The 25,772-nt window shown below is 52.9% G+C and carries 26 protein-coding genes and 1 other annotated feature; of the genes, 12 read left to right on the forward strand and 14 right to left on the reverse strand.

What is annotated here, in order from left to right:
- Positions 1-2 precede the first annotated feature (2 nt).
- The 9 genes from rfbA to wzzB all read left to right on the forward strand — a co-directional run bounded on the left by rfbA (position 3) and on the right by wzzB (position 9,717).
- Positions 3-881 (forward strand): glucose-1-phosphate thymidylyltransferase RfbA, encoded by an 879-nt coding sequence (rfbA, locus tag OMR58_RS06785; protein WP_200561026.1) that lies wholly within the window; start codon positions 3-5, stop codon positions 879-881.
- 1 nt (position 882) lies between these two features.
- A complete protein-coding gene (rfbC, locus tag OMR58_RS06790) occupies positions 883-1,419 on the forward strand; it encodes a dTDP-4-dehydrorhamnose 3,5-epimerase (protein ID WP_200561028.1) in 537 nt (178 codons plus the stop codon).
- A 13-nt stretch (positions 1,420-1,432) separates the two neighbouring features.
- On the forward strand, positions 1,433-2,677 hold the full coding sequence (locus tag OMR58_RS06795) for a flippase (RefSeq protein WP_200561030.1): 1,245 nt from the start codon (positions 1,433-1,435) through the stop codon (positions 2,675-2,677).
- A gap of 68 nt (positions 2,678-2,745) precedes the next feature.
- Positions 2,746-3,633 (forward strand): glycosyltransferase family 2 protein, encoded by an 888-nt coding sequence (locus OMR58_RS06800; RefSeq protein WP_200561032.1) that lies wholly within the window; start codon positions 2,746-2,748, stop codon positions 3,631-3,633.
- A gap of 24 nt (positions 3,634-3,657) precedes the next feature.
- On the forward strand, positions 3,658-4,761 hold the full coding sequence (locus OMR58_RS06805) for a glycosyltransferase family 4 protein (RefSeq protein WP_200561034.1): 1,104 nt from the start codon (positions 3,658-3,660) through the stop codon (positions 4,759-4,761).
- Positions 4,762-4,824: 63 nt separating this feature from the next.
- The gene (locus tag OMR58_RS06810) at positions 4,825-5,808 is read left to right on the forward strand and encodes an EpsG family protein (protein WP_200561036.1); all 984 of its coding nucleotides are present in this window, start codon (positions 4,825-4,827) and stop codon (positions 5,806-5,808) included.
- 39 nt (positions 5,809-5,847) lie between these two features.
- Positions 5,848-6,939, forward strand: a complete 1,092-nt coding sequence (locus OMR58_RS06815; protein WP_264545527.1) for a glycosyltransferase family 4 protein — start codon at positions 5,848-5,850, stop codon at positions 6,937-6,939.
- Between the two features lie 191 nt (positions 6,940-7,130).
- Positions 7,131-8,537 (forward strand): NADP-dependent phosphogluconate dehydrogenase, encoded by a 1,407-nt coding sequence (gndA, locus tag OMR58_RS06820; protein ID WP_105591420.1) that lies wholly within the window; start codon positions 7,131-7,133, stop codon positions 8,535-8,537.
- A gap of 163 nt (positions 8,538-8,700) precedes the next feature.
- Positions 8,701-9,717 carry an LPS O-antigen chain length determinant protein WzzB gene (gene wzzB, locus OMR58_RS06825; protein ID WP_200561040.1) on the forward strand — a complete coding sequence of 339 codons (1,017 nt, stop codon included), beginning with the start codon at positions 8,701-8,703 and terminating at the stop codon, positions 9,715-9,717.
- A gap of 86 nt (positions 9,718-9,803) precedes the next feature.
- Here the strand turns inward: wzzB and OMR58_RS06830 are convergent, their stop codons facing one another.
- From OMR58_RS06830 to hisL, 10 genes are all read right to left on the reverse strand, one after another.
- Entirely contained in the window at positions 9,804-10,289 is a 486-nt protein-coding gene (locus OMR58_RS06830) for a YbaK/prolyl-tRNA synthetase associated domain-containing protein (RefSeq protein ID WP_264545528.1), read from the reverse strand.
- A gap of 57 nt (positions 10,290-10,346) precedes the next feature.
- Entirely contained in the window at positions 10,347-10,958 is a 612-nt protein-coding gene (gene hisIE, locus OMR58_RS06835; RefSeq protein WP_200546009.1) for a bifunctional phosphoribosyl-AMP cyclohydrolase/phosphoribosyl-ATP diphosphatase HisIE, read from the reverse strand.
- Entirely contained in the window at positions 10,952-11,728 is a 777-nt protein-coding gene (hisF, locus tag OMR58_RS06840; protein WP_264545529.1) for an imidazole glycerol phosphate synthase subunit HisF, read from the reverse strand. Before hisF ends, hisIE begins: the two co-directional genes overlap by 7 nt.
- Complete coding sequence (hisA, locus tag OMR58_RS06845; protein ID WP_264545530.1) at positions 11,710-12,447, reverse strand: 1-(5-phosphoribosyl)-5-[(5-phosphoribosylamino)methylideneamino]imidazole-4-carboxamide isomerase; 738 nt, start codon at positions 12,445-12,447, stop codon at positions 11,710-11,712. The genes hisF and hisA overlap by 19 nt, the downstream gene beginning before the upstream one ends.
- A gap of 5 nt (positions 12,448-12,452) precedes the next feature.
- Entirely contained in the window at positions 12,453-13,043 is a 591-nt protein-coding gene (gene hisH, locus OMR58_RS06850) for an imidazole glycerol phosphate synthase subunit HisH (RefSeq protein WP_105591426.1), read from the reverse strand.
- Positions 13,043-14,110 carry a bifunctional histidinol-phosphatase/imidazoleglycerol-phosphate dehydratase HisB gene (hisB, locus tag OMR58_RS06855; RefSeq protein WP_105591427.1) on the reverse strand — a complete coding sequence of 356 codons (1,068 nt, stop codon included), beginning with the start codon at positions 14,108-14,110 and terminating at the stop codon, positions 13,043-13,045. The genes hisH and hisB overlap by 1 nt, the downstream gene beginning before the upstream one ends.
- On the reverse strand, positions 14,107-15,201 hold the full coding sequence (gene hisC, locus OMR58_RS06860; RefSeq protein WP_264545531.1) for a histidinol-phosphate transaminase: 1,095 nt from the start codon (positions 15,199-15,201) through the stop codon (positions 14,107-14,109). The genes hisB and hisC overlap by 4 nt, the downstream gene beginning before the upstream one ends.
- Positions 15,198-16,505, reverse strand: coding sequence for a histidinol dehydrogenase (gene hisD / locus OMR58_RS06865; RefSeq protein WP_264545532.1), 1,308 nt, complete (start codon positions 16,503-16,505; stop codon positions 15,198-15,200). The genes hisC and hisD overlap by 4 nt, the downstream gene beginning before the upstream one ends.
- A gap of 4 nt (positions 16,506-16,509) precedes the next feature.
- Positions 16,510-17,409, reverse strand: a complete 900-nt coding sequence (hisG, locus tag OMR58_RS06870) for an ATP phosphoribosyltransferase (RefSeq protein WP_105591430.1) — start codon at positions 17,407-17,409, stop codon at positions 16,510-16,512.
- A gap of 90 nt (positions 17,410-17,499) precedes the next feature.
- Positions 17,500-17,622, reverse strand: a sequence feature (His leader region).
- Positions 17,598-17,645 carry a his operon leader peptide gene (gene hisL, locus OMR58_RS06875; RefSeq protein WP_100396937.1) on the reverse strand — a complete coding sequence of 16 codons (48 nt, stop codon included), beginning with the start codon at positions 17,643-17,645 and terminating at the stop codon, positions 17,598-17,600. It overlaps the preceding feature by 25 nt.
- Before the next feature lie 177 nt (positions 17,646-17,822).
- On the opposite strand from hisL, the gene OMR58_RS06880 reads away from it, so the two are divergent.
- Entirely contained in the window at positions 17,823-18,653 is an 831-nt protein-coding gene (locus OMR58_RS06880; protein ID WP_264545533.1) for an SDR family oxidoreductase, read from the forward strand.
- A 68-nt stretch (positions 18,654-18,721) separates the two neighbouring features.
- On the opposite strand, the gene OMR58_RS06885 is transcribed toward OMR58_RS06880, so the two are convergent.
- Genes OMR58_RS06885 through puuD form a run of 4 tightly spaced genes read right to left on the reverse strand, consistent with a single transcriptional unit; the run spans position 18,722 to position 22,229 of the window.
- A complete protein-coding gene (locus tag OMR58_RS06885; protein WP_264545534.1) occupies positions 18,722-19,549 on the reverse strand; it encodes a hypothetical protein in 828 nt (275 codons plus the stop codon).
- 49 nt (positions 19,550-19,598) lie between these two features.
- A complete protein-coding gene (locus tag OMR58_RS06890) occupies positions 19,599-20,873 on the reverse strand; it encodes an NAD(P)/FAD-dependent oxidoreductase (RefSeq protein WP_264545535.1) in 1,275 nt (424 codons plus the stop codon).
- A 40-nt stretch (positions 20,874-20,913) separates the two neighbouring features.
- Positions 20,914-21,471: an HTH-type transcriptional regulator PuuR gene (gene puuR / locus OMR58_RS06895; RefSeq protein ID WP_105591433.1), complete on the reverse strand. Its 558-nt coding sequence runs from the start codon at positions 21,469-21,471 to the stop codon at positions 20,914-20,916.
- Positions 21,468-22,229 (reverse strand): gamma-glutamyl-gamma-aminobutyrate hydrolase, encoded by a 762-nt coding sequence (gene puuD / locus OMR58_RS06900; RefSeq protein ID WP_264545536.1) that lies wholly within the window; start codon positions 22,227-22,229, stop codon positions 21,468-21,470. The genes puuR and puuD overlap by 4 nt, the downstream gene beginning before the upstream one ends.
- Positions 22,230-22,455: 226 nt before the next feature.
- Between puuD and OMR58_RS06905 the strand changes: the two genes are divergently transcribed.
- Positions 22,456-23,874 carry a glutamine synthetase family protein gene (locus OMR58_RS06905; RefSeq protein WP_200546087.1) on the forward strand — a complete coding sequence of 473 codons (1,419 nt, stop codon included), beginning with the start codon at positions 22,456-22,458 and terminating at the stop codon, positions 23,872-23,874.
- Positions 23,875-24,357: 483 nt separating this feature from the next.
- Positions 24,358-25,725 (forward strand): APC family permease, encoded by a 1,368-nt coding sequence (locus OMR58_RS06910; protein ID WP_105591437.1) that lies wholly within the window; start codon positions 24,358-24,360, stop codon positions 25,723-25,725.
- Positions 25,726-25,772 lie beyond the last annotated feature (47 nt).

The raw sequence follows: 25,772 nt of genomic DNA on the forward strand, positions 1-25,772 counted from the left end.
CTATGAAGCGTAAAGGCATTATTCTCGCTGGCGGTTCCGGAACCCGCCTCTATCCGGTCACTATGGCGGTAAGTAAACAGCTGCTGCCAATCTACGATAAACCGATGATCTACTACCCTATCAGCACGCTGATGCTGGCGGGGATACGCGATATTCTGATTATCAGTACCCCACAGGATACGCCGCGCTTTGAGCAGCTGCTGGGCGACGGGAGTCAGTGGGGATTGAATCTGCAGTATAAAGTGCAGGACAGTCCGGACGGGCTGGCGCAGGCCTTTATCATCGGTGAAGAGTTTATCGGTGAAGATAACTGCGCGCTGGTGCTTGGCGATAATATTTTCTACGGCCACGATTTGCCGAAAGAACTGGAAGAAGCCGTCAGTCAGCCTTCCGGAGCAACGGTATTTGCCTATCACGTCAACGATCCGGAGCGCTACGGCGTCGTTGAGTTCGATAAACAGGGCATTGCCGTTTCGCTGGAAGAAAAACCGCTGGAGCCGAAAAGCAACTACGCGGTAACCGGTCTTTATTTCTACGATAACAGCGTTGTTGAGATGGCCAAAAGCCTGAAGCCGTCGCCGCGCGGCGAGCTGGAAATCACCGACATTAACCGTTTGTACATGGAGCGCGGCGCGCTGAAAGTGGCGATGATGGGCCGGGGCTATGCGTGGCTGGATACCGGTACGCACCACAGCCTGATTGAAGCCAGTAATTTTATTAAAACCATTGAAGACCGCCAGGGGCTGAAGGTTTCCTGCCCGGAAGAGATTGCCTACCGTAAGGGCTTTATCGATGCGGCGCAGGTGAAAAAGCTGGCGGAGCCGCTCGCGAAAAATGATTACGGCAAATATTTATTAAAAATGATTAAAGGTCAGTTCTGACATGAAGGTAATTCACACGGCGATCCCGGACGTATTGATTTTTGAACCTAAAGTTTTTGGCGATGAGCGCGGTTTTTTCTTTGAAAGCTTTAATCAAAGTAGCTTTGAAAACGCAGTTGGCCACAGTGTCAGTTTTGTGCAGGATAATCATTCAAAGTCTACCAAAGGTGTGCTTCGTGGTTTGCATTACCAACTTGGGCCACACGCCCAGGGCAAACTGGTACGCTGTACTGCAGGTGAGGTGTTCGATGTGGCAGTAGATATTCGCCACGGCTCATCTACCTTTGGTCAGTGGGTTGGCGTAACGCTTTCGGCAGAAAATAAACGCCAGTTATGGATACCTGAAGGGTTCGCCCATGGCTTTGTTACGTTGAGCGACTCGGCTGAATTTTTATATAAAACCACGCAGTTCTATCATCCACCAAGCGAACGCTGTTTGATGTGGGATGACAAAACGTTAAATATTACCTGGCCAGATGCCGGTGAGCTGACACTGTCTGAAAAAGACAGGCAGGGAATGTCACTGGAAATGGTGTGAGGCCGTATTTACCGTGAGTTTAATCAAAAATACTATTTGGAATCTTAGCGGCTATGCGGTACCCACTCTGGTAGCCATTCCCGCATTAGGCTTTCTGGCTCGTGACCTCGGGCCTGAACGATTTGGTTTATTTTCGCTTGCGCTGGCTATCATCGGTTATGCCAGCATCTTTGATGCAGGATTAACGCGGGCAATAGTCCGCGAAATCTCGCTATTTAGAGATGATAATATTGAATGCGGTAAAATTGTTGCCAATTCGTCGCTAATTCTCACGGTATTAGGGATAACCGGGGGGGCAATTATTTACTTCTCCGGTCCGGCTATCGTTAATGTGCTGAATGTAAAAAGCGGATACTACGCGGAAACTTTGCAGGCAATCTCGCTTGTATCGCTTTCTCTTCCTTTTTTTCTTCTTAATCAGGCATGGCTGTCGATTTTAGAGGGTAGGGAAGAATTTAAGAAATCTAATCTGATCAAGTCTGTTAACAGTTCACTGATTGCCGGCCTGCCAGCGCTGGCGGCGATGATCCATTCTTCTCTGACATGGGCTGTGCTAGGTCTTCTCGCAGCGCGAGTGCTTTCATTACTCATCACTTTTTATCGCTGCCGAGAACATATTGTTTCTGGGCGGTTTACCATCGAGACAGCTACGATGGCACGTCTGATGCGATACGGTGGCTGGATTACGGTCAGTAATATCATCAGCCCGTTGATGTCCTACTTCGACCGTTTTATCGTTTCGCACGTTATGGGGGCATCTCATGTGGCCTTCTACACGGCACCCGCTGAAGGTGTTCAGCGACTCACCATCTTACCTGGCGCACTGGCGAGAGCCGTCTTCCCTAAACTGAGCGGGCGGTACGGACTTGATGAGAAGAAAAAACAGCGTAACCTGGCTTATAGTCTGATGTTATTGACCATTGTTCCGGTTGCGGTTGTGGGGATCATTTTCTCCGAATTCATTATAACGACGTGGCTGGGTCCGGCTTATGCGGGGTTACCTGCTGAGGTATTTAAGATCCTGCTTGTTGGTTTTGTATTGGGTTCGGTTGCACAGATTCCATTTGCCAGTATTCAGGGGGCTGGTTTTTCTAAAGTCACCGCAATGATTCACCTCTGTGAATTGCTACCTTACCTCGCCATACTCTATTATTTTATTAATTTGTGGGGGGTGATAGGTGTTGCCTGCGCCTGGACCCTGCGAGTAAGTGTTGATTGTCTGGCTCTTATCCTGATTAATAATAAGCTGGTCAAATGATTTGTATGAGCCTGAATGCTTTAACTGCTCGTTTTATGATATCCATTCAGGAGTGATAAGGGATTTTTATGCTTTCCTCAGGAATTCGATTAAAAAAAGTTTCAGCGATTATCGTTTTGTATCACTCAAATGCCGATAGTGTGTTGAGACTTATTAAACGACTTAATGATTGTGATTCTATCTATCTGATAGATAATACCCCTGGCATTGAAAAGTTAGATGAGAGATTTCACTATCAACCAAAAGTAAACTATATTCCACTGGGTGAAAATAAAGGGATTGCGTTTGCTCAAAATGTTGGTTTTGTAAAATCCATTGCCGACGGAAATAATGTTTTCTTCACTTTTGATCAAGATAGTTCAGTGGATGATAACTATATCGCTAATATGTTGGTTGAGCTTGATAAAATCACTAGCGAAGAAGAACGCGTTGCTGCGGTAGGTCCGCTGATTATTAATTCGAGAAATAATGAATCATATAATCGGGAAGTCAATTCAGGTCAGGAATCGCTGCAAGGATTATACTCTGTTGAAAGTATTATCTCTTCTGGTGCTGTTTACACTATCGAAGCATTGACCTATGTAGGCTTGAATAAATCAGAGTGGTTTATCGATTTAATCGATATTGAGTGGTGCTATCGTGCTCGCCATCTCGGTTGGAAAATATTCACTAGCACGAATGTCAGGCTCGAGCATAACCTTGGCCAGTCTGACATCAAATTGCCGGGAAAAACGCTCTCCCTCGCCAGTCCAATTCGGCTTTACTATGTCTATCGAAATTGGTTACTGGCTATGCGAGAACCGTCGTTCCCGCTTCGATACAAATTGAAAAAACTGGTGTTTATGCCTTGCCGAATAATTATTTATTCCATGGCAAACTCTCGGCGGGAACGAATTAAATATATATTTAAAGGGATAAAGGACGGCCTGCTTGGCCGCGTTGGCGAATATAAATAACTAATCAAATATTCAGGCAGTTAAATGAAAAAAATCGTCATTACGGCTAATACAAGCTGGTATATTTTCAATTTCAGGGCAAGTACAATTTTTGCTTTGGTTGATGCCGGATTTAAAGTGGTCGTGCTAACTGCTGATGATCTGTATAAAAAACAGATTATCAGTCTTGGGGCTGAGTTTGAAACTATATTCATGGAACAAAAATCAAAAAATATAGTTAAAGAAATGACCTCTATCTTTTCTTACTGGAAAGCAATTAATCGTATAAAACCTGATGTTATATTGAGTTTTACACCAAAATCTAATATTTATGCCTCTCTGGTTTCCCGTCTGTCAGGAACAAAAGTGATCAGCAATGTTTCAGGGTTGGGTGGGGTATTCAACAAAAAGAGTTTTATATCACAGTTGGTGTTGAAACTTTATAAACTTTCTTTCTCATCCAATGTGCATGTCTTTTTCCAAAATGAAGACGACAGAAAATTGTTAATTGATGCGGGATGTGTAAAACCAGAGATGAGTTCGCGAATTTTTGGTTCAGGTGTTGATCTCTCCCGTTTTTATCCAGGGGTTAAAACTCATTCGCAAATAAAATTCATATTTGTAGCAAGACTCCTGAAGCCCAAGGGTACACTACACTATCTTAATGTAGCCAGAATACTTAAAACGCAGCATCCGAACTTAACCTTTTCAATTTTAGGGGTGTTTGACCCTAAAGAAAAAGAGGTTACACCTGAGTTGATAAAAAAATATGTTGATGAGGGTACCGTTAATTTTCTGGGTAAAAGCGATAGCGTAGAATCAGTTATCAGAGACTATGACGCCATCGTTCTGCCTTCGTGGTACAGAGAAGGGGTACCAAAAGCACTGCTTGAGGGTGCCGCTTCAGGCCTGTCGATTATTACTACGGATAGTGTTGGATGTCGTGATGTGGTGATTGATGGATATAACGGTTTTATTTGCCAGCCCAACAGTCTTTCCTCATTACAATCTGCTTTGGAAAAATATATATTCTTAAGTCCGCAAGAGAGAGATGAGCTTGGGAATAATTCCCGAAAATTTGCTGAAGAATTTTGTGATGAAAAAAATATACTTGATGAGTATCTCTCCTGTATAAAAAACAATATATAGTGCTATTGGAGTTCGTTAACGGTGAGAAATCAATAATGAATAATTTATTTGCGAGGGTTCTCTGTGGATGAGTATTTGATCAGGAAGAAGATTAATGAAATCCTGAATAATCTTCTGGTTTTTTTTATTATCCTGATTTGTTCAACACTGATCGCTATTCGTATCTTCGGCCAGGATAATGACTATCAGAACTATTTGTATTTTTGGGATAATATGGCTCCCGGATTTTCAGATAGTGAGAGTCGTTTCGAAATTGTTTTTGTTCTCTTTGCGGAGTTATTTAAGTATATCTTTCACTCCAGTTTTACAGTATTTCTTTTTTTTATTGCCTTTTCTTCTTTGCTTATCAAATTTCAATTATTCCGCAAAAATAAAGACTTTTATTTCATCGCTCTGATGTACTTGCTCAGCATGGCGCTTTTGCACGAAATGACACAAATACGTGCAGCACTGGCGATTGCTTTTGCATTTACTGCTATATATTTACGTGCTAAAAAACAGTTCGCCTCCGCATCAGTATTGTTCTTTATCGCCTGTTTGTCTCACTACTCTATGTTTTTTTTGGCAATCATTTTCTTTATTCCCGATCGCTGGATTGAAAAAGGGATTCTTTCAGACAAGAGACTGATCATTTTTGGTTTGCTGGCATCACTTGCATTGAGCACCACCGTTAGCATCCTGGCTCAAATCATCCCTATGCTAAGATTGTATGCTGAGCGGGCTGATGTTGAGTCATTTAATTTCTTTTCAGTCAGAGTCGTTGCCGTATTGCCTATACTAGTTTTTGGTTTTCTTTCATACCGGAACTTTAGTTCGTTTGAAAAACGCTGCTACATATTATCATTTGTTGGCTTGCTGTTAACGCCTGCCACCGCCATTATTCCCACTTTAGCCAGTCGTCTTTATGAGCTTTCCTTTGTGGGGTACTTTTTCTGGCTGCCAGGAATTAGAAATTACAGAATGTTGTCTTATGCTTTTTTCATGTTCATTTGCGTTTATTTGTTTATGCGAAATGTCTTCATTTCCCCGATATTCAATCTGGCATGATACCGCTGATAAACCTATTAAGAGACTTTTTTGGTCACTATGTTAAAAAATGCTGTTTATATTTATACCAAGCACCAGGGGCAGGGTGCTTCATCACGATATCGTAGCATTCAATATTTTGATTATCTGCAACAGCAGGGGGTTACTGTTGTTCATCGCTATCTTTTTTCCGATGAGTACCTCAAGCTTAAATACTCGAAAAACCGTAAGCATTTACTTGTCGCCATGACTTGTTATTTGAAACGTTTTTTCAACCTGGTTTGCGATGTCAGAAAAGGCCGTGTTTTTATCATCGAAAAAGAGCTTTTTCCCTATCTGCCTGTGAAATTTGAATACCTGATTAAGGCCGTTGGGGCCAGGTACATTCTGGATTACGATGATGCGATATGGCACAACTATGATTCCCACAGGCGCGGGCTCGTCCGGTTTTTACTGGGAAATAAATTAAAGAAAATTATTCGTACTTCAGATTTTTTCATTGGCGGGAACGATTATCTCTGTGATTACGCTGACCGGGCAGGTGCCAGGCATGTCGTCACTATTCCAACAGTCATTTCACAAAAAAAATATCACGCTGCCTATCTGGATATGCCTAAGAGTGAGCCGTTTACATTGGTCTGGATAGGTTCCCCTTCAACCAGCCCCTATCTGGTTGAACTTAACGATGCATTGAGCAGGATTACTCAGGAGTTTGATATTAATGTCAGACTGATCGGTTTCGATGAAAAAATGAGTCATCGTTTGGCCTTCAGGCATACGGTAGTCAGTTGGAATGCTGATACTGAAGTGAGTGAGTTAGCCACCGCTCACCTCGGCATTATGCCCTTACCCGATCGTCCATTTGAAAAAGGGAAATGCGGGTTTAAACTCATCCAGTATATGGCTGTAGGGTTACCGATTTTAGCCTCACCGGTTGGGGTTAACGTGCAAATCGTCACAAACGGCGTGAATGGTTTCACCTGTCGAGACAGTGACGACTGGTACAGTCGAATCCGTCAAATTTTCCTTGACGAGACGCTCAGAGCTGAAATGGGGAAAAACAGCCGCAAGAATTTCATCGAGAGATATTCTCTTGAAGCTGCATCGATCATCTATCTTCAAACGATTGAGCAGGTGTGTGCGGGTGAATAAACGTTATTTTCCGGTTTTTTTACATTAAAACCATAATTTTTAGTGGGTTAATGTTTTGAGCTTTTTTCGGAAATTAGCAAAAGATCAATCGCACCAATCACTATCCTACGCACCTAAACCTGAGTTAACATGTCTGGAACATTGACCGCAGTCACATTGCTGCAGGAAAAATCACGTAGACAGGAGTAGGTATGTCCAAGCAACAGATCGGCGTTGTGGGTATGGCTGTTATGGGCCGCAATCTGGCACTCAACATTGAGAGCCGCGGCTATTCAGTTTCTATCTTCAACCGCTCTCGTGAGAAAACCGATGAAGTGGTCGCAGAGAACCCAGGTAAAAACCTGGTTCCGCACTACACCGTCGAAGAGTTTGTTGACTCACTGGAAAAACCTCGTCGTATCCTTCTGATGGTGCAAGCCGGTGAAGCGACCGATAAAACTATCGCATCCCTGACTCCACATCTGGATAAAGGCGACATCCTTATCGATGGCGGTAACACCTTCTACAAAGACACCATTCGCCGTAACCGCGAACTGTCTGAGCAGGGCTTCAACTTTATCGGTACCGGTGTTTCCGGTGGCGAAGAGGGCGCACTGAAAGGCCCATCTATCATGCCTGGCGGCCAGAAAGAAGCTTACGAGCTGGTTGCTCCTATCCTGGCTGAGATTGCAGCACGTGCAGAAGGCGAAGCCTGCGTGGCTTACATGGGTCCGGACGGTGCGGGTCACTATGTTAAAATGGTGCACAACGGCATTGAATACGGCGACATGCAGCTGATCGCAGAAGCCTACTCTCTGCTGAAAGGCGCGCTGAATCTGAGCAATGACGAGCTGGCGAAAACCTTCAGCGAGTGGAACGAAGGCGAGCTGAGCAGCTATCTGATCGACATCACCAAAGATATCTTCACTAAGAAAGATGAAGAGGGTAACTACCTGGTTGATGTGATTCTGGATGAAGCTGCGAACAAAGGTACCGGTAAGTGGACCAGCCAGAGCTCCCTGGATCTCGGCGAGCCGCTGTCACTGATCACCGAATCCGTGTTTGCCCGTTACCTCTCCTCGCTGAAAACTCAGCGCGTAGCGGCATCTAAAGTGCTGACTGGTCCAACCGTACAGGCTGTATCAGGCGACAAAGCCGAGTTCGTTGAGAAAGTACGCCGCGCGCTGTACCTGGGCAAAATCGTTTCCTATGCACAGGGCTTCTCTCAGCTGAAGGCTGCTTCTACCGAGAACAACTGGGATCTGCACTACGGCGAAATCGCGAAAATCTTCCGCGCTGGCTGTATCATTCGCGCTCAGTTCCTGCAGAAAATTACCGATGCCTATGCCGATAACGCTGACATCGCTAACCTGCTGTTGGCTCCGTACTTCAAAAACATCGCTGACGAATACCAACAGGCGCTGCGTGACGTTGTGGCTTATGCCGTGCAGAACGGTATCCCAACGCCAACCTTCTCTGCTGCGATCGCTTACTACGACAGCTACCGTTCAGCGGTACTGCCGGCGAACCTGATTCAGGCTCAGCGTGACTACTTCGGTGCGCATACTTACAAACGTACTGATAAAGACGGTGTGTTCCACACCGAATGGCTGGATTAATTCAGTCTGCAACCTCCCGCTAAGCGGGAGGTTGTTTCATCCAAAATAGTCTTTCTCGACTATTTTAAGAAATTCCCCATCGCACCTCGCTGACTCTTCAACTATTTTTACCTATACTGACTTCCTTTGCGTTAGCTTTCTTTGTTTGAGTAAATTGAAAATTATGAGTCGCGACAGCCATTCCAATTCTGAGCAGCATCCTTCAACTAACGGTTTCTATTCCCGAGATAATGAACTTGATTTATTAGAGATTATTGTTCAGTTATGGAAGGGGAAAAAAACTATCATGATCGCCGTGGCAATCACCGTGCTATTGGCACTGGCCTATGTATTGTTTGCCAAACAGAAGTGGACTTCCAAAGCGATTGTGACACTGCCCGCTGCAGGACAGGTTGCGAACTATAACGCGGCGCTGAGCGTCCTCTATGCACAAAGCCCGCAGGATAAACCTGCAATTGGCGACCTTCAGCAGCAACTCTTTAGTCGTTTCAGCGGTTCGATCAGTGCGCTATCTGCGGAATTAGATAATCTTGAAGAGCCTCTTGAACTGAAAGTACAGCAAGTGATTAAAGGTAGTCGGGAGCCGCTACGCATCACCTTTACAGCTGAAAGTGCACAGGAAGCGCAAAAGGAATTGGGACGTTATATCCAGAAAGTGAATGATGAGGTGGTTGATGATTATGGTGCGGATATCCGCCGTAGCCTCAGTGTCAAAACCCGCGAACTGAACGATTCACTTGATACGCAAAAGCAGGTGCTGCTGGATCGTAAACAACAACGTATCGATGTGATCAAGCAGTCGTTGAAAATCGCTGAAGCCTCGAACATTACTCACTCACAGCTCAACCAGGCAGAATCACTTTCTGACGATACGCTTTATCTGCTGGGGACCGTATCGCTGCAGGCGATGATCGCGAATGAAGCCACTAAGCCTCTGGCATTTGACGGGCGATATTATGAAACGCAGCGTTCACTGTTAGCGATGACCCATCTGAAAATTCAGGTGGAGAACCTGCAATCCTTCCGCTATATCGCACCGGGCGATCTGCCTGTGCGTCGTGACAGTCCCAAGCGCGCACTTACGGTCCTGCTGTCGATTATCCTTGGTGGTATTATCGGCTCCGGCATCGTAATTGGTCGTGTGGTCAGTCAGCAGTATCGCCAGCGCAAACAGTCTTAAACGTTAACGCAGCGGCCGGCACGCTCCGGCCGCTATGCACCAGGCGGAAGCCTGTTGCCATCATATTACATTCCAGGCCACCGCGCTTATTCCTCTTCCCGCAAAAAACTCAAAATGGTCGGTGCCGCAATGCGCTGATAGTCTGCCGTATTCAGCACCACGGATTTCTCCAGCAGCCCGGCGTTAAACGCCAGCTCGTCATAGCGTGTCAGCAGGCTGGGATCGGCAACCAGCAACAAATCCTGGTGAAAGCTGAAAGGGGGGATCGCACCAAACACGCAGCCGGTCAGCTTATCTACATCCGCCGGACTGGCCAGCGAGGCGCGCAGGCCGCCCAGCGCCGACGCCAGTCTGGAGAGGTCGGCCTGCTTGTCGGCAGGCAGCACCGCCAGCACGTGCTGCTTCACACCGTTACCCTTCACGTGGCACACCAGCGCTTTTGCACCCTGGCCGAGCGCGGTGCCGCGCAGTGCAGCCACATCTTCACATTTCCCCATCGCCGCGTGTTCCATCACCCGATAACGCGCCTGCTGTTCGTCGAGCAGGGCGGTAAGTTGATCAAAGGTATTCATGATTGCTCCCTGTAAAAAAAAGGGCCGGATAACCGGCCCCTTTAGCATAGTGAACGATTACTTGTGTCGCTGGCGCAGATTATCAATCACCGCCGACAGGTTCAGCTCCTGATCCTGTAACAGCACCAGCAGATGATAAACCAGATCGGAGGCTTCGTTGGTCAGTTCGAAGCGGTCGTTAACCGTTGCGGCCAGCGCGGTTTCCACGCCTTCTTCACCCACTTTCTGCGCGATGCGCTTGGTGCCGCTGGCATAAAGGCTGGCGGTGTATGAGCTTTTCGGATCGGCATGCTTGCGTTCGGCCAGCAGCTGCTCCAGCTGATAGAGGAAGGTCCAGTCCGGTGCGGCCGGAGAGAAGCAGCTGGAAGTGCCAAGGTGGCAGGTTGGGCCAACCGGATTGACCAGCACCAGCAGCGTATCGTTATCGCAGTCCGGGGTGATGCTGACCACGTTAAGGTAGTGCTCGGAGGTTTCCCCTTTGGTCCACAGGCGCTGCTTAGTCCGCGACCAGAAGGTCACTTTGCCTGTGGTCAGGGTTTTATCCAGGGCTTCCTGATTCATATAACCGTGCATCAGAACTTCGCCGGAAACGGCGTGCTGCACGACGGCGGGCATCATCCCGTCAGTTTTTACCCAGTCCAGCTTAGCCAGCTGTTGTTCAGTTAACATGCGCGGATCTCCACACCTTTTTCTACCAGGAACGCTTTCAGTTCCCCAATATTAATAATCTGCTTATGGAAGACGGACGCGGCCAGCGCACCGTCGACGTCGGCATCGCGGAATGCCAGATGGAAGTGTTCCATGGTGCCCGCGCCGCCGGAGGCGATCAGCGGCACCTTACACACTTCACGCACTTTCTGCAGCTGCACCAGATCGTAGCCGTTGCGCACGCCGTCCTGGTTCATCATATTCAGCACGATTTCACCGGCACCGCGCTTTTGCACTTCCTGCACCCAGTCGAGGGTTTCCCACTTTGTGACGCGGGTACGGCTTTCGTCGCCGGTGTACTGATTAACGTGATACTTGCCGGTTTCGCTGTCGTACCAGGTATCAATGCCGACCACGATGCACTGCACGCCGAAGCGATCGGCCAGGCGGGTGATCAGCTCCGGATCGGCCAGCGCCGGGGAGTTAATCGAAATCTTGTCGGCACCGAAGGAGAGCAGCAGCGCCGCATCTTCCACAGACTTAATGCCGCCCGCCACGCAGAAGGGAATGTCGATCACTTCCGCCACGCGTGAGATCCAGCTTTTATCCACCACGCGGCCATCGCTTGATGCGGTGATATCATAAAACACCAGCTCGTCGGCACCTTCCTGGGCATAGCGCTGCGCCAGCGGCACGATGTCACCGATGATTTCGTGGTTACGGAACTGCACGCCTTTGACCACCTGGCCGTCGCGTACGTCGAGGCAGGGAATTATCCGTTTTGCCAGCATGAAATTGCCTCCGATACGTTGAATTTACCTTCCAGCAGCGCGCGACCGACGATCACGCCCTGCGCACCGCTGCCGCGCAGGGCGGCAATGTCGTCCAGTGAGCCGATGCCGCCGGAGGACTGGAAGGCAATTTGCGGATAGCGCGCGGAGACTTCGCGATACAGCTCAACGTTTGAGCCGCTGAGCGTGCCGTCGCGGGAGATATCGGTGCACAGCACGTGCTTCAGGCCAAACGGCAGGAACTGGTCGATGACCTCTTCCAGCGTGATCCCGCTGGCTTCCTGCCAGCCGCTGATCGCCACTTCTTTACGGTTGTTGGCATCAATGCGCACGTCCAGCGCCAGTACAATCGCTTTCGCGCCGTACTGCTTAAACCACTGCTGAACCTCTTCCGGCTGCTTAATCGCCGTAGAACCGACCACCACGCGAGTTGCGCCAGCGTTCAGCAGCGCCTCAACGTCGTCTTTGGTGCGGATGCCGCCGCCAACCTGCACCGGCACGCTGACGCCCGCCAGCAGTTTGGTCAGCAGGGGGATCTGGCGTGCCGCCGGATCTTTCGCACCGGTCAGATCGACCAGATGCAGCACGGTCGCACCCTGAGCCTGATAATCCTGCAGGCGCGGCAGAGGATCGCTGCCGTAGTCGCGCTGCTGGCCGTAGTCGCCCTGGTGCAGGCGCACCACTTTGCCATCAATTAAATCTAACGCCGGGATAATCATACCGGTTACATCTCCAGGAAATTTTTCAGCAGCTGCGCGCCAGCGGCACCGGAACGCTCGGGGTGGAACTGCACGCCGTAGAAGTTATCTTTCTGTACCGCAGCGGTAAACGGTGACCCGTAGTTGCACTGGGCAATGGTGTACGGGTTAACCGGCATGGCGTAGCCGTGGACGAAATAGAAGTACGAACCGTCTTCAATGCCGCGGAACAGATGATTACCGGCCTGAGAAGTGATCTGATTCCAGCCCATATGCGGCAGCGGCAGGCCAACATCCTGCATCCGCTCAACCGGATATTCGATCACATCCAGCGTCGGAATACCGCCGTTCTCATCGCTGTGCGAGCCGAGCAGCTGCATACCCAGGCAGATGCCCAGCACCGGCTGCGTACAGGCTTTGATCAGCTCGATCAGTTCACGTTCGCGCAGCTGGTCCATCGCCGCCTGCGCGGTGCCGACGCCCGGCAGAAACAGCTTGTCGGCGTTCAGTACGATATCGGCTTCTCGGCTGACCTGCGGGTTGTAGCCCAGGCGCTGTATGGCCCACTTTACCGAGGAGAGGTTGGCGCAGCCGGTATCCAGGATCACCACGTCCATTACAGTACTCCTTTCGAGCTTGGCAGCGTGTTGCCCTCTACGCGGATCGCCTGGCGCAGGGTGCGGCCGAAGACTTTAAACAGGCTTTCCACGCGATGGTGATCGTTTTTGCCTTTGGTACGCAGGTGCAGGGTGCTGGCCATGGTGTAGGAGAGCGAGCGGAAGAAGTGTTCTACCATCTCGGTGCTCAGATCGCCCACGCGCTGATAGCTAAACTCGGCTTTGTATTCCAGGTGCGGGCGGCCGGAGATATCCAGCGCGCAGCGCGCCAGGCATTCATCCATCGGCAGCACGAAGCCAAAGCGACCAATGCCGCGCTTATCGCCCAGCGCTTTCAGCAGTGCTTCACCCAGCGCCAGGCCGGTGTCTTCCACAGTGTGGTGATCGTCAATGTACAGATCGCCCTTCACGTCGATATTCATGCGGAAACCGCCGTGGGTGGAGATCTGATCGAGCATATGGTCGAAGAAGCCGACGCCGGTGCTGATTTTGCTGTCGCCTTCGCGGTCCAGCCACACTTCAACCTTGATCTGCGTCTCTTTGGTGCTGCGGTTGACCAGCGCGTAGCGATCGCGTTTGGTCAGCTGTTCTTCAATCTGTGACCAGCTCAGGCCGTTTTTGCCGTACAGCAGGCCGGTGATGCCCATATTCTGTGCCAGCTGAACGTCGGTGGCGCGGTCGCCGATCACATAGCTGTTGGCGGTATCCAGCGCGCCTTCTGCCAGCCACTGGGTGACCATTTTGGTTTTCGGCTTGCGGCAGTCGCAGTTATCTTCCGGCTTGTGCGGGCAGATCAGGATGTCGTCAAACTTCACGCCCTGAGAGGTGAGGATCTGCATCATCAGATTGTGCGGGCCGTCGAAGTCCGCCTGCGGGAAGCTGCTGGTGCCCAGTCCGTCCTGATTGGTGATCATCACCAGCCGGAAACCGGCTTTCTGCAGCGACAGCAGGGCGGGGATTGCATCCGGCTCAAAGGCCAGTTTATCCATGCGGTCCACCTGAAAATCTTCCGGCGGCTCAGAAATAATGGTGCCATCGCGATCGATAAAAAGGACTTTCTGACTCATGCTTGCTCCTGAGGTACGGTTGCGCCGGGTAAGGATTTCAGCGCGCTGATAACACGGTCACACTCTTCACGGGTGCCGATGGAAATACGCAGGCATCCGGACAGTCCCGGCTGCTTATTCTGGTCGCGCAGGATAATACCCTGATCCCACAGCGTCTTGAAGACCTGGCTGGAGGCCGTAAAGCGCGCGAGAATATAGTTGGTTTCACTGTTAAATACTTCTTCAACGCAGTCACACTGGCGCAGATCGGCAATCAGCTTTTCGCGGTTGGCGATCAGCTGGGCGACGTGTTCACGCATCAGCGCAATCCCTTCGTCGCTCAGCGCCTGCCCGGCGATATCCGCTACGGGGGTGGAAAGCGGGTAGGGGGCGATCACCTTCATCAGTAGCGCGATCACTTCGGCGTTCGCCAGGGTGAAGCCGCAGCGCAGGCCCGCCAGCGCAAAGGCTTTCGACAGTGTGCGCAGAACCACCAGGTGCGGGTAATCTTTCAGCCAGCCGGCCAGCGACGCCTGCGGGCAGAATTCGATGTAGGCTTCATCAGCCACCAGCAGCGCTTTACCGCGCGTCATCTCCAGCAGCTCACGGAAATCGTCCGGGTTGATCAGGTTACCGGTCGGGTTATTCGGGCTACAGACGTAAACCAGCTTCACGCCGTCCAGCTGTTCAGCAATGCCGGACAAATTCAGCTGCCAGTCTTCACGCGCTTCAACGGTGCGGTACTCCACGCCGATGGTTTCCGCGCTGACGCTGTACATGCCGTAGGTCGGCGGGCAGAACAGCACCGCATCTTTACCCGGCTCGCAGAAGGCGCGCATCAGCAACTCAATGCCTTCATCGGCACCACGGCTGACCAGCACCTGATCTGCATTCAGTCCGGCGTAAGCGGCATAGCGCTCAATCACCAGTTTCGGCTGGCACTCCGGGTAACGGTTCAGCGTCTGCTGGCTGAGGTCAAACGGCACCGCCAGTGGATATTCATTGGCGTTCAGCCAGACGTCGCCGTTGCCGCCCAGGCGGCGGGCGGACTGATACGGCGTCAGCGCGCGAACGTTTGCGCGGGCCAGTGCTTCAACTGAATTCGTGCTCATGGTTTCTCCTTCAGTGCGGCTACGCGCAGGGTCACGGCGTTCTTGTGGGCAATCAGCTGCTCGGCGGCGGCCAGCGTTTCAATGGTCGCCGCCAGGCCCATAAAGCCTTCCTGCGTCAGTTCCTGCACCGTCATTCGCTTCTGGAAGTCCGCCAGGCCCAGGCTGGAATACGTGGCGGTATAGCCATAGGTCGGCAGCACGTGGTTGGTCCCGGAAGCATAATCGCCTGCGGACTCCGGCGACCAGTCACCGAGGAATACCGAACCGGCGCTGGTGATGCTTTCCACCAGATCGCGCGCCTGGCGGGTCTGAATAATCAGGTGCTCTGGCCCGTAGCGGTTGCTGATCTCCACGCACTGCTGCAAATCGCGCACCACAATCAGGCGGCTGCTTTCCAACGCTTTGGCGGCGGTGGCGGCGCGCGGCAGTTCGGCCAGCTGACGATCCACGGCGGCGGCAACGGCTTCCGCCATCGGCAGAGAAGGCGTTAGCAGCACCACCTGCGAGTCCGGGCCGTGCTCGGCCTGTGACAGCAGGTCAGAAGCGACGAAGTCCGGCGTTGCGCCCTCATCGGCGATGACCAGCACTTCCGACGGACCGGCAGGCATATCGATCGCCGCACCGTCCAGGCGCTGGCTGACCTGGCGCTTGGCTTCGGTGACGTACGCGTTGCCCGGGCCAAAGATTTTGTCCACTTTCGGCACGCTTTCGGTGCCGAACGCCAGGGCGGCAATCGCCTGCGCGCCGCCCACCTGGAACACTTCCTGCACGCCGCACAGTTTAGCTGCGTAAAGGATTTCATCGGCAATCGGCGGCGGCGAGCACAGCACCACGCGGCGGCAGCCGGCGATGCGGGCAGGCGTGGCCAGCATCAGTACGGTGGAGAACAGCGGTGCAGAACCGCCGGGAATATACAGGCCCACCGAGGCCAGCGGGCGGGTCACCTGCTGGCAGCGCACGCCGGGCTGGGTTTCAATATCCACCGGCGGCAGTTTCTGCGCCACGTGGAAGGTATCAATATTGGCGACCGCAACGGCCATCGCCTGCTTGATTTCTGAACCGAGGCGCGCGCAGGCGTCCTCGATTTGCTGCTCGCTGACGAGCAGTGCATCAACCTGCGTTTTATCAAAGGTGGCGCTGTAGTAACGCAGCGCATCGTCACCTTCGGCTTTAACCTTCTCGAGAATACCGCGCACCGTGGTGCTGATACTGTCCGAGGCAGAAATCGCCGGGCGGGTCAGCAGCGCCTGCTGCTGCTCTTCACTACAATCCTGCCAGGCAATGGGGGTCATCGTGGTCGCCATGGGATTACTCCATCATCTTCTCAATTGGCAGCACCAGAATGGAGCTGGCCCCGAGGGATTTCAGTTTTTCCATGGTTTCCCAGAACAGCGTTTCGCTACTGACCATGTGCATGGCTACGCGGCTCTTATCGCCCGCCAGCGGCAGAACGGTAGGGCGCTCGGCACCCGGCAGCAGGGAAATGATGTCTTCCAGACGCTCGCTCGGCGCGTGCAGCATGATGTATTTTGACTCGCGAGCCTGAATCACGCCCTGAATACGGGTCATCAGCTTGTCGATCAGCTCCTGCTTGGCGGCAGGCATTTCGCCGTCGCGCTGGATCAGACAGGCTTTAGAGCGGTAAATCACTTCCACTTCACGCAGGCCGTTGGCTTCCAGCGTTGCGCCGGTAGACACCAGATCGCAGATCGCATCGGCCAGACCGGCGCGCGGTGCCACTTCTACCGAGCCATTCAACAGGCAGGATTTGAAGTTAACGTTTTGCTTATCGAGGTATTTTTTCAGCAGGTGCGGGTAGGAGGTGGCAATACGGGAGTTCTGTAAACAGGCCGGTCCGGTATATTCATCGTCCACCGGCATCGCCAGCGACAGGCGGCAGCCGCCGAAATCCAGGCGACGCAGGGTGAAATAGCGCGGATCTTCGCCCTGAGCGCGGCGGGTCAGCAGCTCTTCTTCCAGCACGTTCTCACCGATGATGCCGAGGTCAACCACGCCATCCATTACCAGGCCTGGAATATCGTCATCGCGCACGCGCAGGATATCAATCGGCATGTTCTCAGCGAAGGCGATCAGGCGCTGCTGCTGCAGGTTAATTTTGATGCCGCAGCGGGCCAGCAGTTCGCGTGATTCGTCACTTAAACGGCCTGATTTCTGCATAGCTATGCGTAAACGGGTGTTATCTAACATCGGTGCTAATCCTCTTTATCCTGTCTGCTTTATATTCATTATGCCGTTGGTCAGTCCGTCATCTCAGCATTCGGGCTCTGTGTTCAGCCCAAAAAAAAGCCCCCGGAAGGTGATCTTCCGGGGGCCATTTCGCGTTTATGCACCACTGGAAGATCCTGAACGTCTTCCAGCACACATCGCCTGAAAGACTAGTCAGGGTGATGGTGGTGATGATGGTTAAACTGAACGCGAGTCATAAAATTCTCTTGGATGAATGTCTATTCATATCGTGACAAATAACCTAACCAGGATAGGGAGATGACGCAACACTTTTTTGTTAATGTTGAAAGATTCTCTTATTCACGGGTTGTTGTCAGCGGCATTGGGCTGGCGTAGCCTGAGGCATACTGGTTGCAATAAACGGGAGCAAGGACATGAAGAGAGTCGCAATTGTCGGGCTGGGCTGGCTGGGAATGCCGTTGGGGCTGTCGCTCACCGCCGCCGGAATGCAGGTCACCGGCAGCAAAACCACGCCGGACGGCGTTGAGGCTGCGCGCATGTGCGGCATTGAAAGCTACGTGCTGGAACTCAACCCGGAACTGGTCTGCGAAGCGGATGACCTTGCCGCCTTGCTGAGCGTTGATGCACTGGTGATTACCCTTCCCGCCAGCCGCACGGCATCCGGCGGCGAAAGCTATCTGCTGGCGGTACAGCAGCTGGTGGACAGCGCGCTGGCCTTTAACATACCGCGCATTATATTCACCAGCTCAACCTCCGTGTACGGCGATCGTCCGGGCTTGGCCAAAGAGAGCAGCGAATTGCTACCGGTCAGCGTGGCCGGGCGCACGCTGCAGGAGCTGGAAAACTGGCTGCACAAGCTTCCCGGCACCTCGGTAGATATTTTGCGACTTGCCGGGCTGGTAGGGCCGAAGCGTCATCCGGGGCGTTTCCTTGCCGGAAAAGAGGGGCTGAGCAATGGTGAGCAGGGGGTGAATCTGGTGCATCTTGAGGATGTGATTGAAGCCATCCGGCTGCTGCTCCAGCTGCCGAAAGGTGGCCACGTTTACAACCTTTGCGCCCCGGTTCATCCGTCACGAAACGAGTTTTATCCCACCGTCGCGCGCCAGCTTGGCCTGACGCCGCCGACCTTTATTGACGACGGCACCGGTAAAGACCGCGGTAAAATCATCGATGGCAGCAAAATCTGCCGCGAACTGGGCTTTGAATATCGCTACCCGGACCCGGGCAAGATGCCGCTGGCTTAACCCTGAAGCGGTGCCGGCCACTGCACTGACAATCCTGATGCTGGCACGGATGCAGGGTGGTTCTCACCTCAGGCCGCATTCTCCGGGATATCAGTGAAAAAAGCCGGATCGATCTGCTGCTCTTTGAGCCAGGGATGGATGGCCAGATAGCGGTACACCGCCGGACCCGGCGTTATCGGCGGATATTGATAAATTTCATCCAGCCGCTCCAGCGTGGTGTGCAGCATCGGATTGCGGCAGTACAGGCTGATTTGCTCGCTGCCGTCCTTAATCTCCTTTTGCAGCTGCGCGATGATCCACAGCGTTGGTCGCCACCAGTCATAGGCGAAATCCACATGGCGGATCACCGTTGCCGCCGCCTGGCGGTGCGAAAGCATGGCAAAGAAGTTAAGCACATTATCCAGCTTCAGCCGCGCGTTGCGATCCAGCGCGATCACCTCATCCAGACTCATCCCGTTGAGCTCTGGCTTCAGCTCGGCATACGCCGTTGCGGCCGAGGCCGGGAAGGGCTTCCTGCCGATTGGAAACAGGCGGCTGCTGAGATATTCCGCATACGCTTTATTTTTCACCGCAATGAGCAGAGCGAGAAACGCCTCGTCTTTCACCTTCTGAAACTCATCGGTGGTGAAGGTCGTTAATAGCTCGAAAATGGAACGCTCAACCAGATCCTTCGCGGATCGTTCTGATTCGATGTATTGAAAGCGGAAGGTAATCACCACCCCGGTAAAGGCCAGCGCGGTGAACAGCACGTTAATGGCGTTGTAGATTGCGCCGGTGGGTTCGCCGAAGGCCGCGCTGGAAACATAGCGGGAGAGGGGGTACGCTGCCGCCCAGAACAGGATGATGCCAAAAACCACAATAATGAAGAAACGGGTGTTGCTACTGGTTGAATTCATGACGGTTCCTCAGGTGACCGGTCCGCATTTTACTGCGAACCGGCCGGATTTAAACCCCCAGTCGGTCACGCAGCGCATACCAGGCGGCCCCGATCGCGGTCAGCGGCACGCGCAGGGTGCGCCCGCCGGGGAAGGGCAGATGCGGCAGTTTCGCAAAGGCATCAAAGCGTTCGGCGTCACCGCGCATCGCCTCAGCGATCAGTCGACCGGAAAGATGGGTGCTGGTCACCCCGTGGCCGCTGTCGCCCTGCATGTAGTAAACGCCGTTTTCCAGGCGGCCAAACTGCGGCATTCTTGACAGCGTCAGCAGGAAGTTGCCGCTCCACGCGTAATCAAACTTCACCCCGGCCAGCTGCGGGAAGGTTTTCAGCAGCTTGGGGCGGATCAGCGCATCAATATCAGACGGTTCGCGCGCGCCATAGATCACGCCACCGCCGTACAGCAGGCGGTTATCGGCGGTCAGCCTGAAATAGTCCAGCAGGTAGTTACAGTCCTCAACGCAGAAGTTGTTCGGCAGCAGCGACTGTGCCACTTCGGCTGAGAGCGGCTCGGTGGCAACAATCTGCGAACCGCAGGGCAGGCTTTTTTTCGCCAGCCGGGGTTCAAGGTGCGGTGCCAGATAGGCATTACCGGCAAAAATCACAAATCGCGCCTGAACCTGTCCGTGTTCGGTACTGATGCGATGTGGCGAACCGTACTGCACGGAGGTGACCGCCGAACGCTCATAGATCCGGCCGCCGTGGCGGCGAATGGCTTCAGCCTCGCCCAGCGCCAGATTTAGTGGATGAATATGCCCACCGCTGCGGTCCAGCAGCCCGCCGACGTAGCGTTCACTGCCTACTTCGCGGCGAATCTCCTCGCGGTCCATTAGCTTAAGCTGGTGGTTGCCATAGCGCCGCCAGCGTTCCGACTGCGCGTCAAGATGCTGCATCTGTCGCGGGGTGAGGGCGGCAAAAACACCTCCGGGGCGATAATCGCAGTCAATGGCATAGCGGTCGATGCGATCGCGAATAATTGCCGCGCCCTCAAACATCATGCTCCCCAGTAGCTTCGCGCTCTCGCTGCCGTAGCGCTGTTCGATAACGTCGACATCGCGACTGTAGGAGTTAACAACCTGCCCGCCGTTGCGGCCGCTGGCGCCAAAACCAACCTGTGCCGCCTCCAGTACCACCACATCATAGCCCGCTTCGGTCAAAAACAGCGCCGAGGAAAGGCCGGTAAACCCGCCACCGATGATGCACACGTCGCACTGAATACCCTCTTTCAGCTGCGGCCAGGCTTCGTGCGGGTTGGCAGTTGCTGCATAGTAGCTATTCACATGCATATTTTTTCCCTTATGCCCGGCTGCACCGGGCCTGTCGTGGCTAAAACGTTGCGGGCGTATGGGCGCTGATAATGCAGCAGCGCCGGGAAGAGGAATTGGTAAAGCTGTGGGGGTTGCCGGTATCAATGACATAGCTTTGACCGGCATGCAGGTGATAGCTCTGACCGTTGATATTCAGCGTGATCTCACCCTCCAGCAGCGTGCCGGTTTCTTCCCCCTGATGACGTATTTTTTCACCGGTGGTTGAGCCTGGCTCATAAGTTTCCAGCAGCATGGCCAGCGTTCTGCGGGCGTTGCCGTTGTGGATCAGGCGAAGCGAAACCCCCTGGCCGCCGATATCGATCAGCTCATGCTCCTCAATCACCACTTTAGGTACTTCATCCACCACCGGCTCTGAGAAAAACTCTGACAGAGAGAGGCCGTAAACCTTGAGTAACTTTTGCAGCGTGCTGACTGCCGGGCTGACTTTATCCTGCTCAATGGTGCTGATCGCACTGTGCGTCAGGCCCGAAAGCTCCGCCACGCGGCGCTGTGACAAACCCATCTGCTGCCGGAGCTCGGACAGCCGTCGTCCGGGAGCCAGGGTGATTTCGCTCATAGCCTTTCCTTTCTGAAACGCTGGCTGGCCGCGATCAGCCCGCCAAAAATCTGGCGGGAGGGCTCCGAACCGGCGCTTTGCCATTCCGGATGCCACTGAACCGCCAGGGCAAAGGGATGCTGAGAATGACTGACGGCTTCGATCAGGCCGTCGGCGGAACGCGCTTCGGGCCGCATTTTTGCGCCCAGCGTGCGTATTCCCTGCTGGTGCAGGGAGTTGACCCGCAGCCTGCTGGCGTGGTTTACCAACGATGAGAGCAGGCCGTCCGGTTCCAGCCAGACTTCATGAACCGGTGAGTATTGTTCCTCCAGCGTCAGGGAGGGATCTTCGCGGTGATCCTGCATGCCGGCTACCAGATGGAGCTGGCGGTGCAAATCACCGCCGGTGGCAACCACCAGTTCCTGCAGCCCCCGGCAAATCGCCAGCAGCGGCATCCGGTTTTCCAGCGCGTAGTTGACCAGCGCAAAGGCCAGGCGGTCGCGGCCGGGATCGGCATCCGGTTCTTCCCCGGACTGATGATAATGATGGGGTTCGATATTGCTTGGGCTGCCGGTGAGTAAAATGCCATCCAGCGCAGCCATAGCGTTTTCTAATAGATGAGGGGCTGACATCAGCCCGTGGGGCAGCGCCAGTGGAATTCCGCCAGCCAACAGAATGGCATCGAGATATTTGTTGTGTACCATCTGCGTCGGATGGCCGTTTTTATCGACCTGGCACATCACCACGCCAATCAATGGTTTGTCAAAAATAATGCCCATTCTCACCCCGTTACACTGTTAAAAATATCAACCGGTGGAACCGCCCGTGGCGCAAAACTGTGCAATATTATGTCAATCTAGCAACGGGATGGGTAATATTCAAACGTGATGAGGCGAAAAATAAAGCAGTTAGTTACATTTGCACACTCTTTGTGTTGGCGCTATGTTAATAGTGTGGCTGTTATTTTGAGCAACGCTCAACAACGAAACGAACCTGGTGGGTGGCATCATGACCAATATTGTCGAAGTTGAAGACTTCACGCGGCACAGTGAAGAGAAACGAACCACCGCGTTCCAGAGTGAAGTGCAAACTTACCTGGAACGCCATCCTGAAACGCAGTACGTCGATATCCTCCTCAACGATTTAAATGGCGTTTTTCGCGGTAAACGCATTCCGATTGCCAGCCTGAAGAAACTGGAAAAAGGCTGTTACTTCCCGGCTTCTGTCTATGCCATGGATATCCTCGGCAACACCGTGGAAGAAGCGGGGCTGGGCCAGGTACTGGGTGAACCGGATAATATCTGCGTTCCCGTTGAAGGTTCTTTAATTCCCTCCGCTTCCGATCCCGAACATCTGGCGCAAATTCTCCTGACCATGCGCAATCAAGATGGCACTCCCTTTGACGTTGAACCCCGCAATGTCCTCAACCAGCTGTGGCAGCAGCTGCGCAATCGAGGACTGTTCCCGGTGGTAGCGGTAGAGCTGGAGTTCTATCTGGTCGACAAGCAGCGCGATGCCGAGGGCTATATTCAGCCGCCGTGCGCGCCGGGCAGCGACGAGCGCAACATGCAAAGCCAGGTCTATTCCGTTGACAATCTCGACCATTTTGCCGACGTGCTGAGTGAAATCGACGAGCTGGCGAAACAGCAGGGCATCCCGGCCGACGGCGCGCTGGCGGAAGCGTCCCCGGGCCAGTTTGAGATCAACCTGCACCACACGCGTAATGTGCTGAGCGCCTGCGATCACGCCGTGCAGCTGAAGCGGCTGATCCGTCAGGTGGCCGAACGCCACGGCATGAATGCCACTTTTATGGCCAAGCCGTACGAAGAGTATGCCGGTAGCGGCATGCATGTGCATATCAGCATGCTGGATGCCGCCGATCATAATGCCTTTATCTGCGATGACGGCAGCGATTCGCCGCTGCTGAAGCGTGCGCTGGCCGGGATGATCGACTTGATGCCGGCTTCGATGGCGCTGCTGGCACCCAACGTTAACGCCTACCGCCGTTTCCTGCCGGATGCCTTCGTTCCGCTACAGGCATCCTGGGGCCACAATAACCGCACCGTGGCGCTGCGTATTCCCTGCGGCGACAGCGATAACCACCGCGTGGAATATCGCGTTGCCGGTGCTGATGCTAACCCTTATCTGGTGATGGCGGCGATTCTGGCCGGTATCCTGCACGGGCTGGATAACCAGCTGCCGCTGCCAGTCGCGGTGAAAGGTAACGGGCACGAGGCGGAGGGCAACCCGCTGCCGATCCGCCAGAGCGATGCGCTGTATGAATTTGAGCAAAGCCATGCATTACAGAAATTGCTGGGCGCACGTTTCGGTTTTGTCTGGCACAGTTGTAAGCATCATGAGCTGATGCACTTCGAGCGGCTAATCACCGCCACGGAAATTGACTGGATGCTAAAAAACGCCTGAAGCCCCGGCTGGCAGGCGCTGAACGCGGGTAATCGTCTGTGTAACAGTGCTTTGCCAGTTAGGATTAAACGTAAATTTGTAACTGGAAGTCTCAAAAGCTTGTCAGAGTGCCTCCGTTTGGTGCAAAATACGCGCCCTGCAATAAGAAAGATCACGTAACCGACGCTAATTAATCCTGGCGGCGGTTATTTTTTTTATGCAGGTAAACGAACTTTGTATTTTAAGAGGCCGGTCCAGAACCGGATAGATATAAGCTTTCAGCACACACAGTGACGTGTCTTATTGAGGAAACAAACATGGGGCAACATCTTCTTACTCCAGCATCTGCTGGTATTCGCCAACGCGACGACTACGGCGCGAAAGCAGGATCTTTTTCTACTCCTGCCTGCTATTCCCTCAATCCTCTTAAGAAAGACTATCGCAGTACGCGAAGTTTCCCTGTGGTTCAACCCAGAAAGGTTGACTCTATGGGGAGGCTGAATCATGTCGCTTAATACCGCTACTCCTGGCGCACAGCCTCGTGCTCACCTGAAGAAAACGCTGACGTTAATGCCTGTAGTGATGATGGGCCTGGCTTACATGCAGCCAATGACCCTCTTCGATACCTTTGGCATTGTTTCCGGCTTAACTGACGGTCACGTAGCTACCGCATACGCATTTGCGCTGATTGCTATTCTGTTTACCGCGCTGAGCTACGGCCAGCTGGTTCGTCGTTTCCCGTCTGCGGGTTCGGCTTACACCTATGCACAGAAAGCGATTAGCCCACACGTCGGCTTTATGGTCGGCTGGTCTTCACTGCTTGATTATCTGTTTATGCCGATGATCAACATTCTGTTGGCCAAAATTTACTGGGAAGCACTGGTTCCCGGCATTCCATCATGGATTTTCGTGATCATGCTGGTGGGCTTTATGACCCTGTCTAACCTGAAAGGCATTAAAACCGTTGCTAACTTCAACAGCGTGATCGTTGTGCTGCAGGTGGCGGTAATGGTGGTCATTATGGGCATGGTGGTCTGGGGCGTAGCGCACGGCGAAGGTGCCGGTACGCTGGTCAGCAGCAAGCCATTCTGGTCTGAAAATGCCCACGTTGTACCGATGATTACGGGGGCGACCATACTTTGCTTCTCGTTCCTCGGCTTTGACGGTATTAGTTCGCTGTCTGAAGAAACCAAAGACGCCGGGCGCGTGATCCCGAAAGCAATCTTCCTGACTGCCTTAATCGGTGGCGTGATCTTTGTCGTGGTTTCTTACTTCCTGCAGCTGTACTTCCCGGATATCTCTCGCTTTAAAGATCCGGATGCATCACAGCCGGAAATCATGCTGTACGTGGCGGGCAAAGCCTTCCAGTTCGGCATCCTGATTTTCTCCTGTGTGACCGTACTGGCTTCAGGCATGGCGGCCCACGCTGGCGTGTCGCGTCTGATGTACGTGATGGGCCGTGATGGTGTGTTCCCGGAGCGTTTCTTCGGCTATATCCATCCGAAGTGGCGTACCCCGGCGCTGAACGTGCTGCTGGTTGGTGCTATCGCGCTGACCTCCATCACCTTTGACCTGGTCACTGCCACGGCGCTGATTAACTTCGGTGCGCTGGTCGCGTTTACCTTCGTAAACCTGTCGGTAATTTCGCAGTTCTGGATCCGTGAAAAGCGTAACAAAACGCTGAAAGACAACTTCACCTTCCTGATCCTGCCGATGCTGGGTGCGCTGACGGTGGGTGCGCTGTGGATTAACCTGGAAGAGAGCTCAATGGTTCTTGGCCTGGTGTGGGGCGCAATTGGTCTGATTTATCTGGCCTTCGTGACTCGCAGCTTCCGTAATCCGGTGCCGCAGTGTAGCGAAGACCTGATGTAACGGCGGTTAAGCTTTGCATTAAAAAGGGGCGGTTCATATGAACCGCC

Origin of the sequence: Erwinia sp. INIA01 (genome assembly GCF_025947915.1) — a bacterium.
Lineage (GTDB): Bacteria > Pseudomonadota > Gammaproteobacteria > Enterobacterales > Enterobacteriaceae > Erwinia > Erwinia coffeiphila.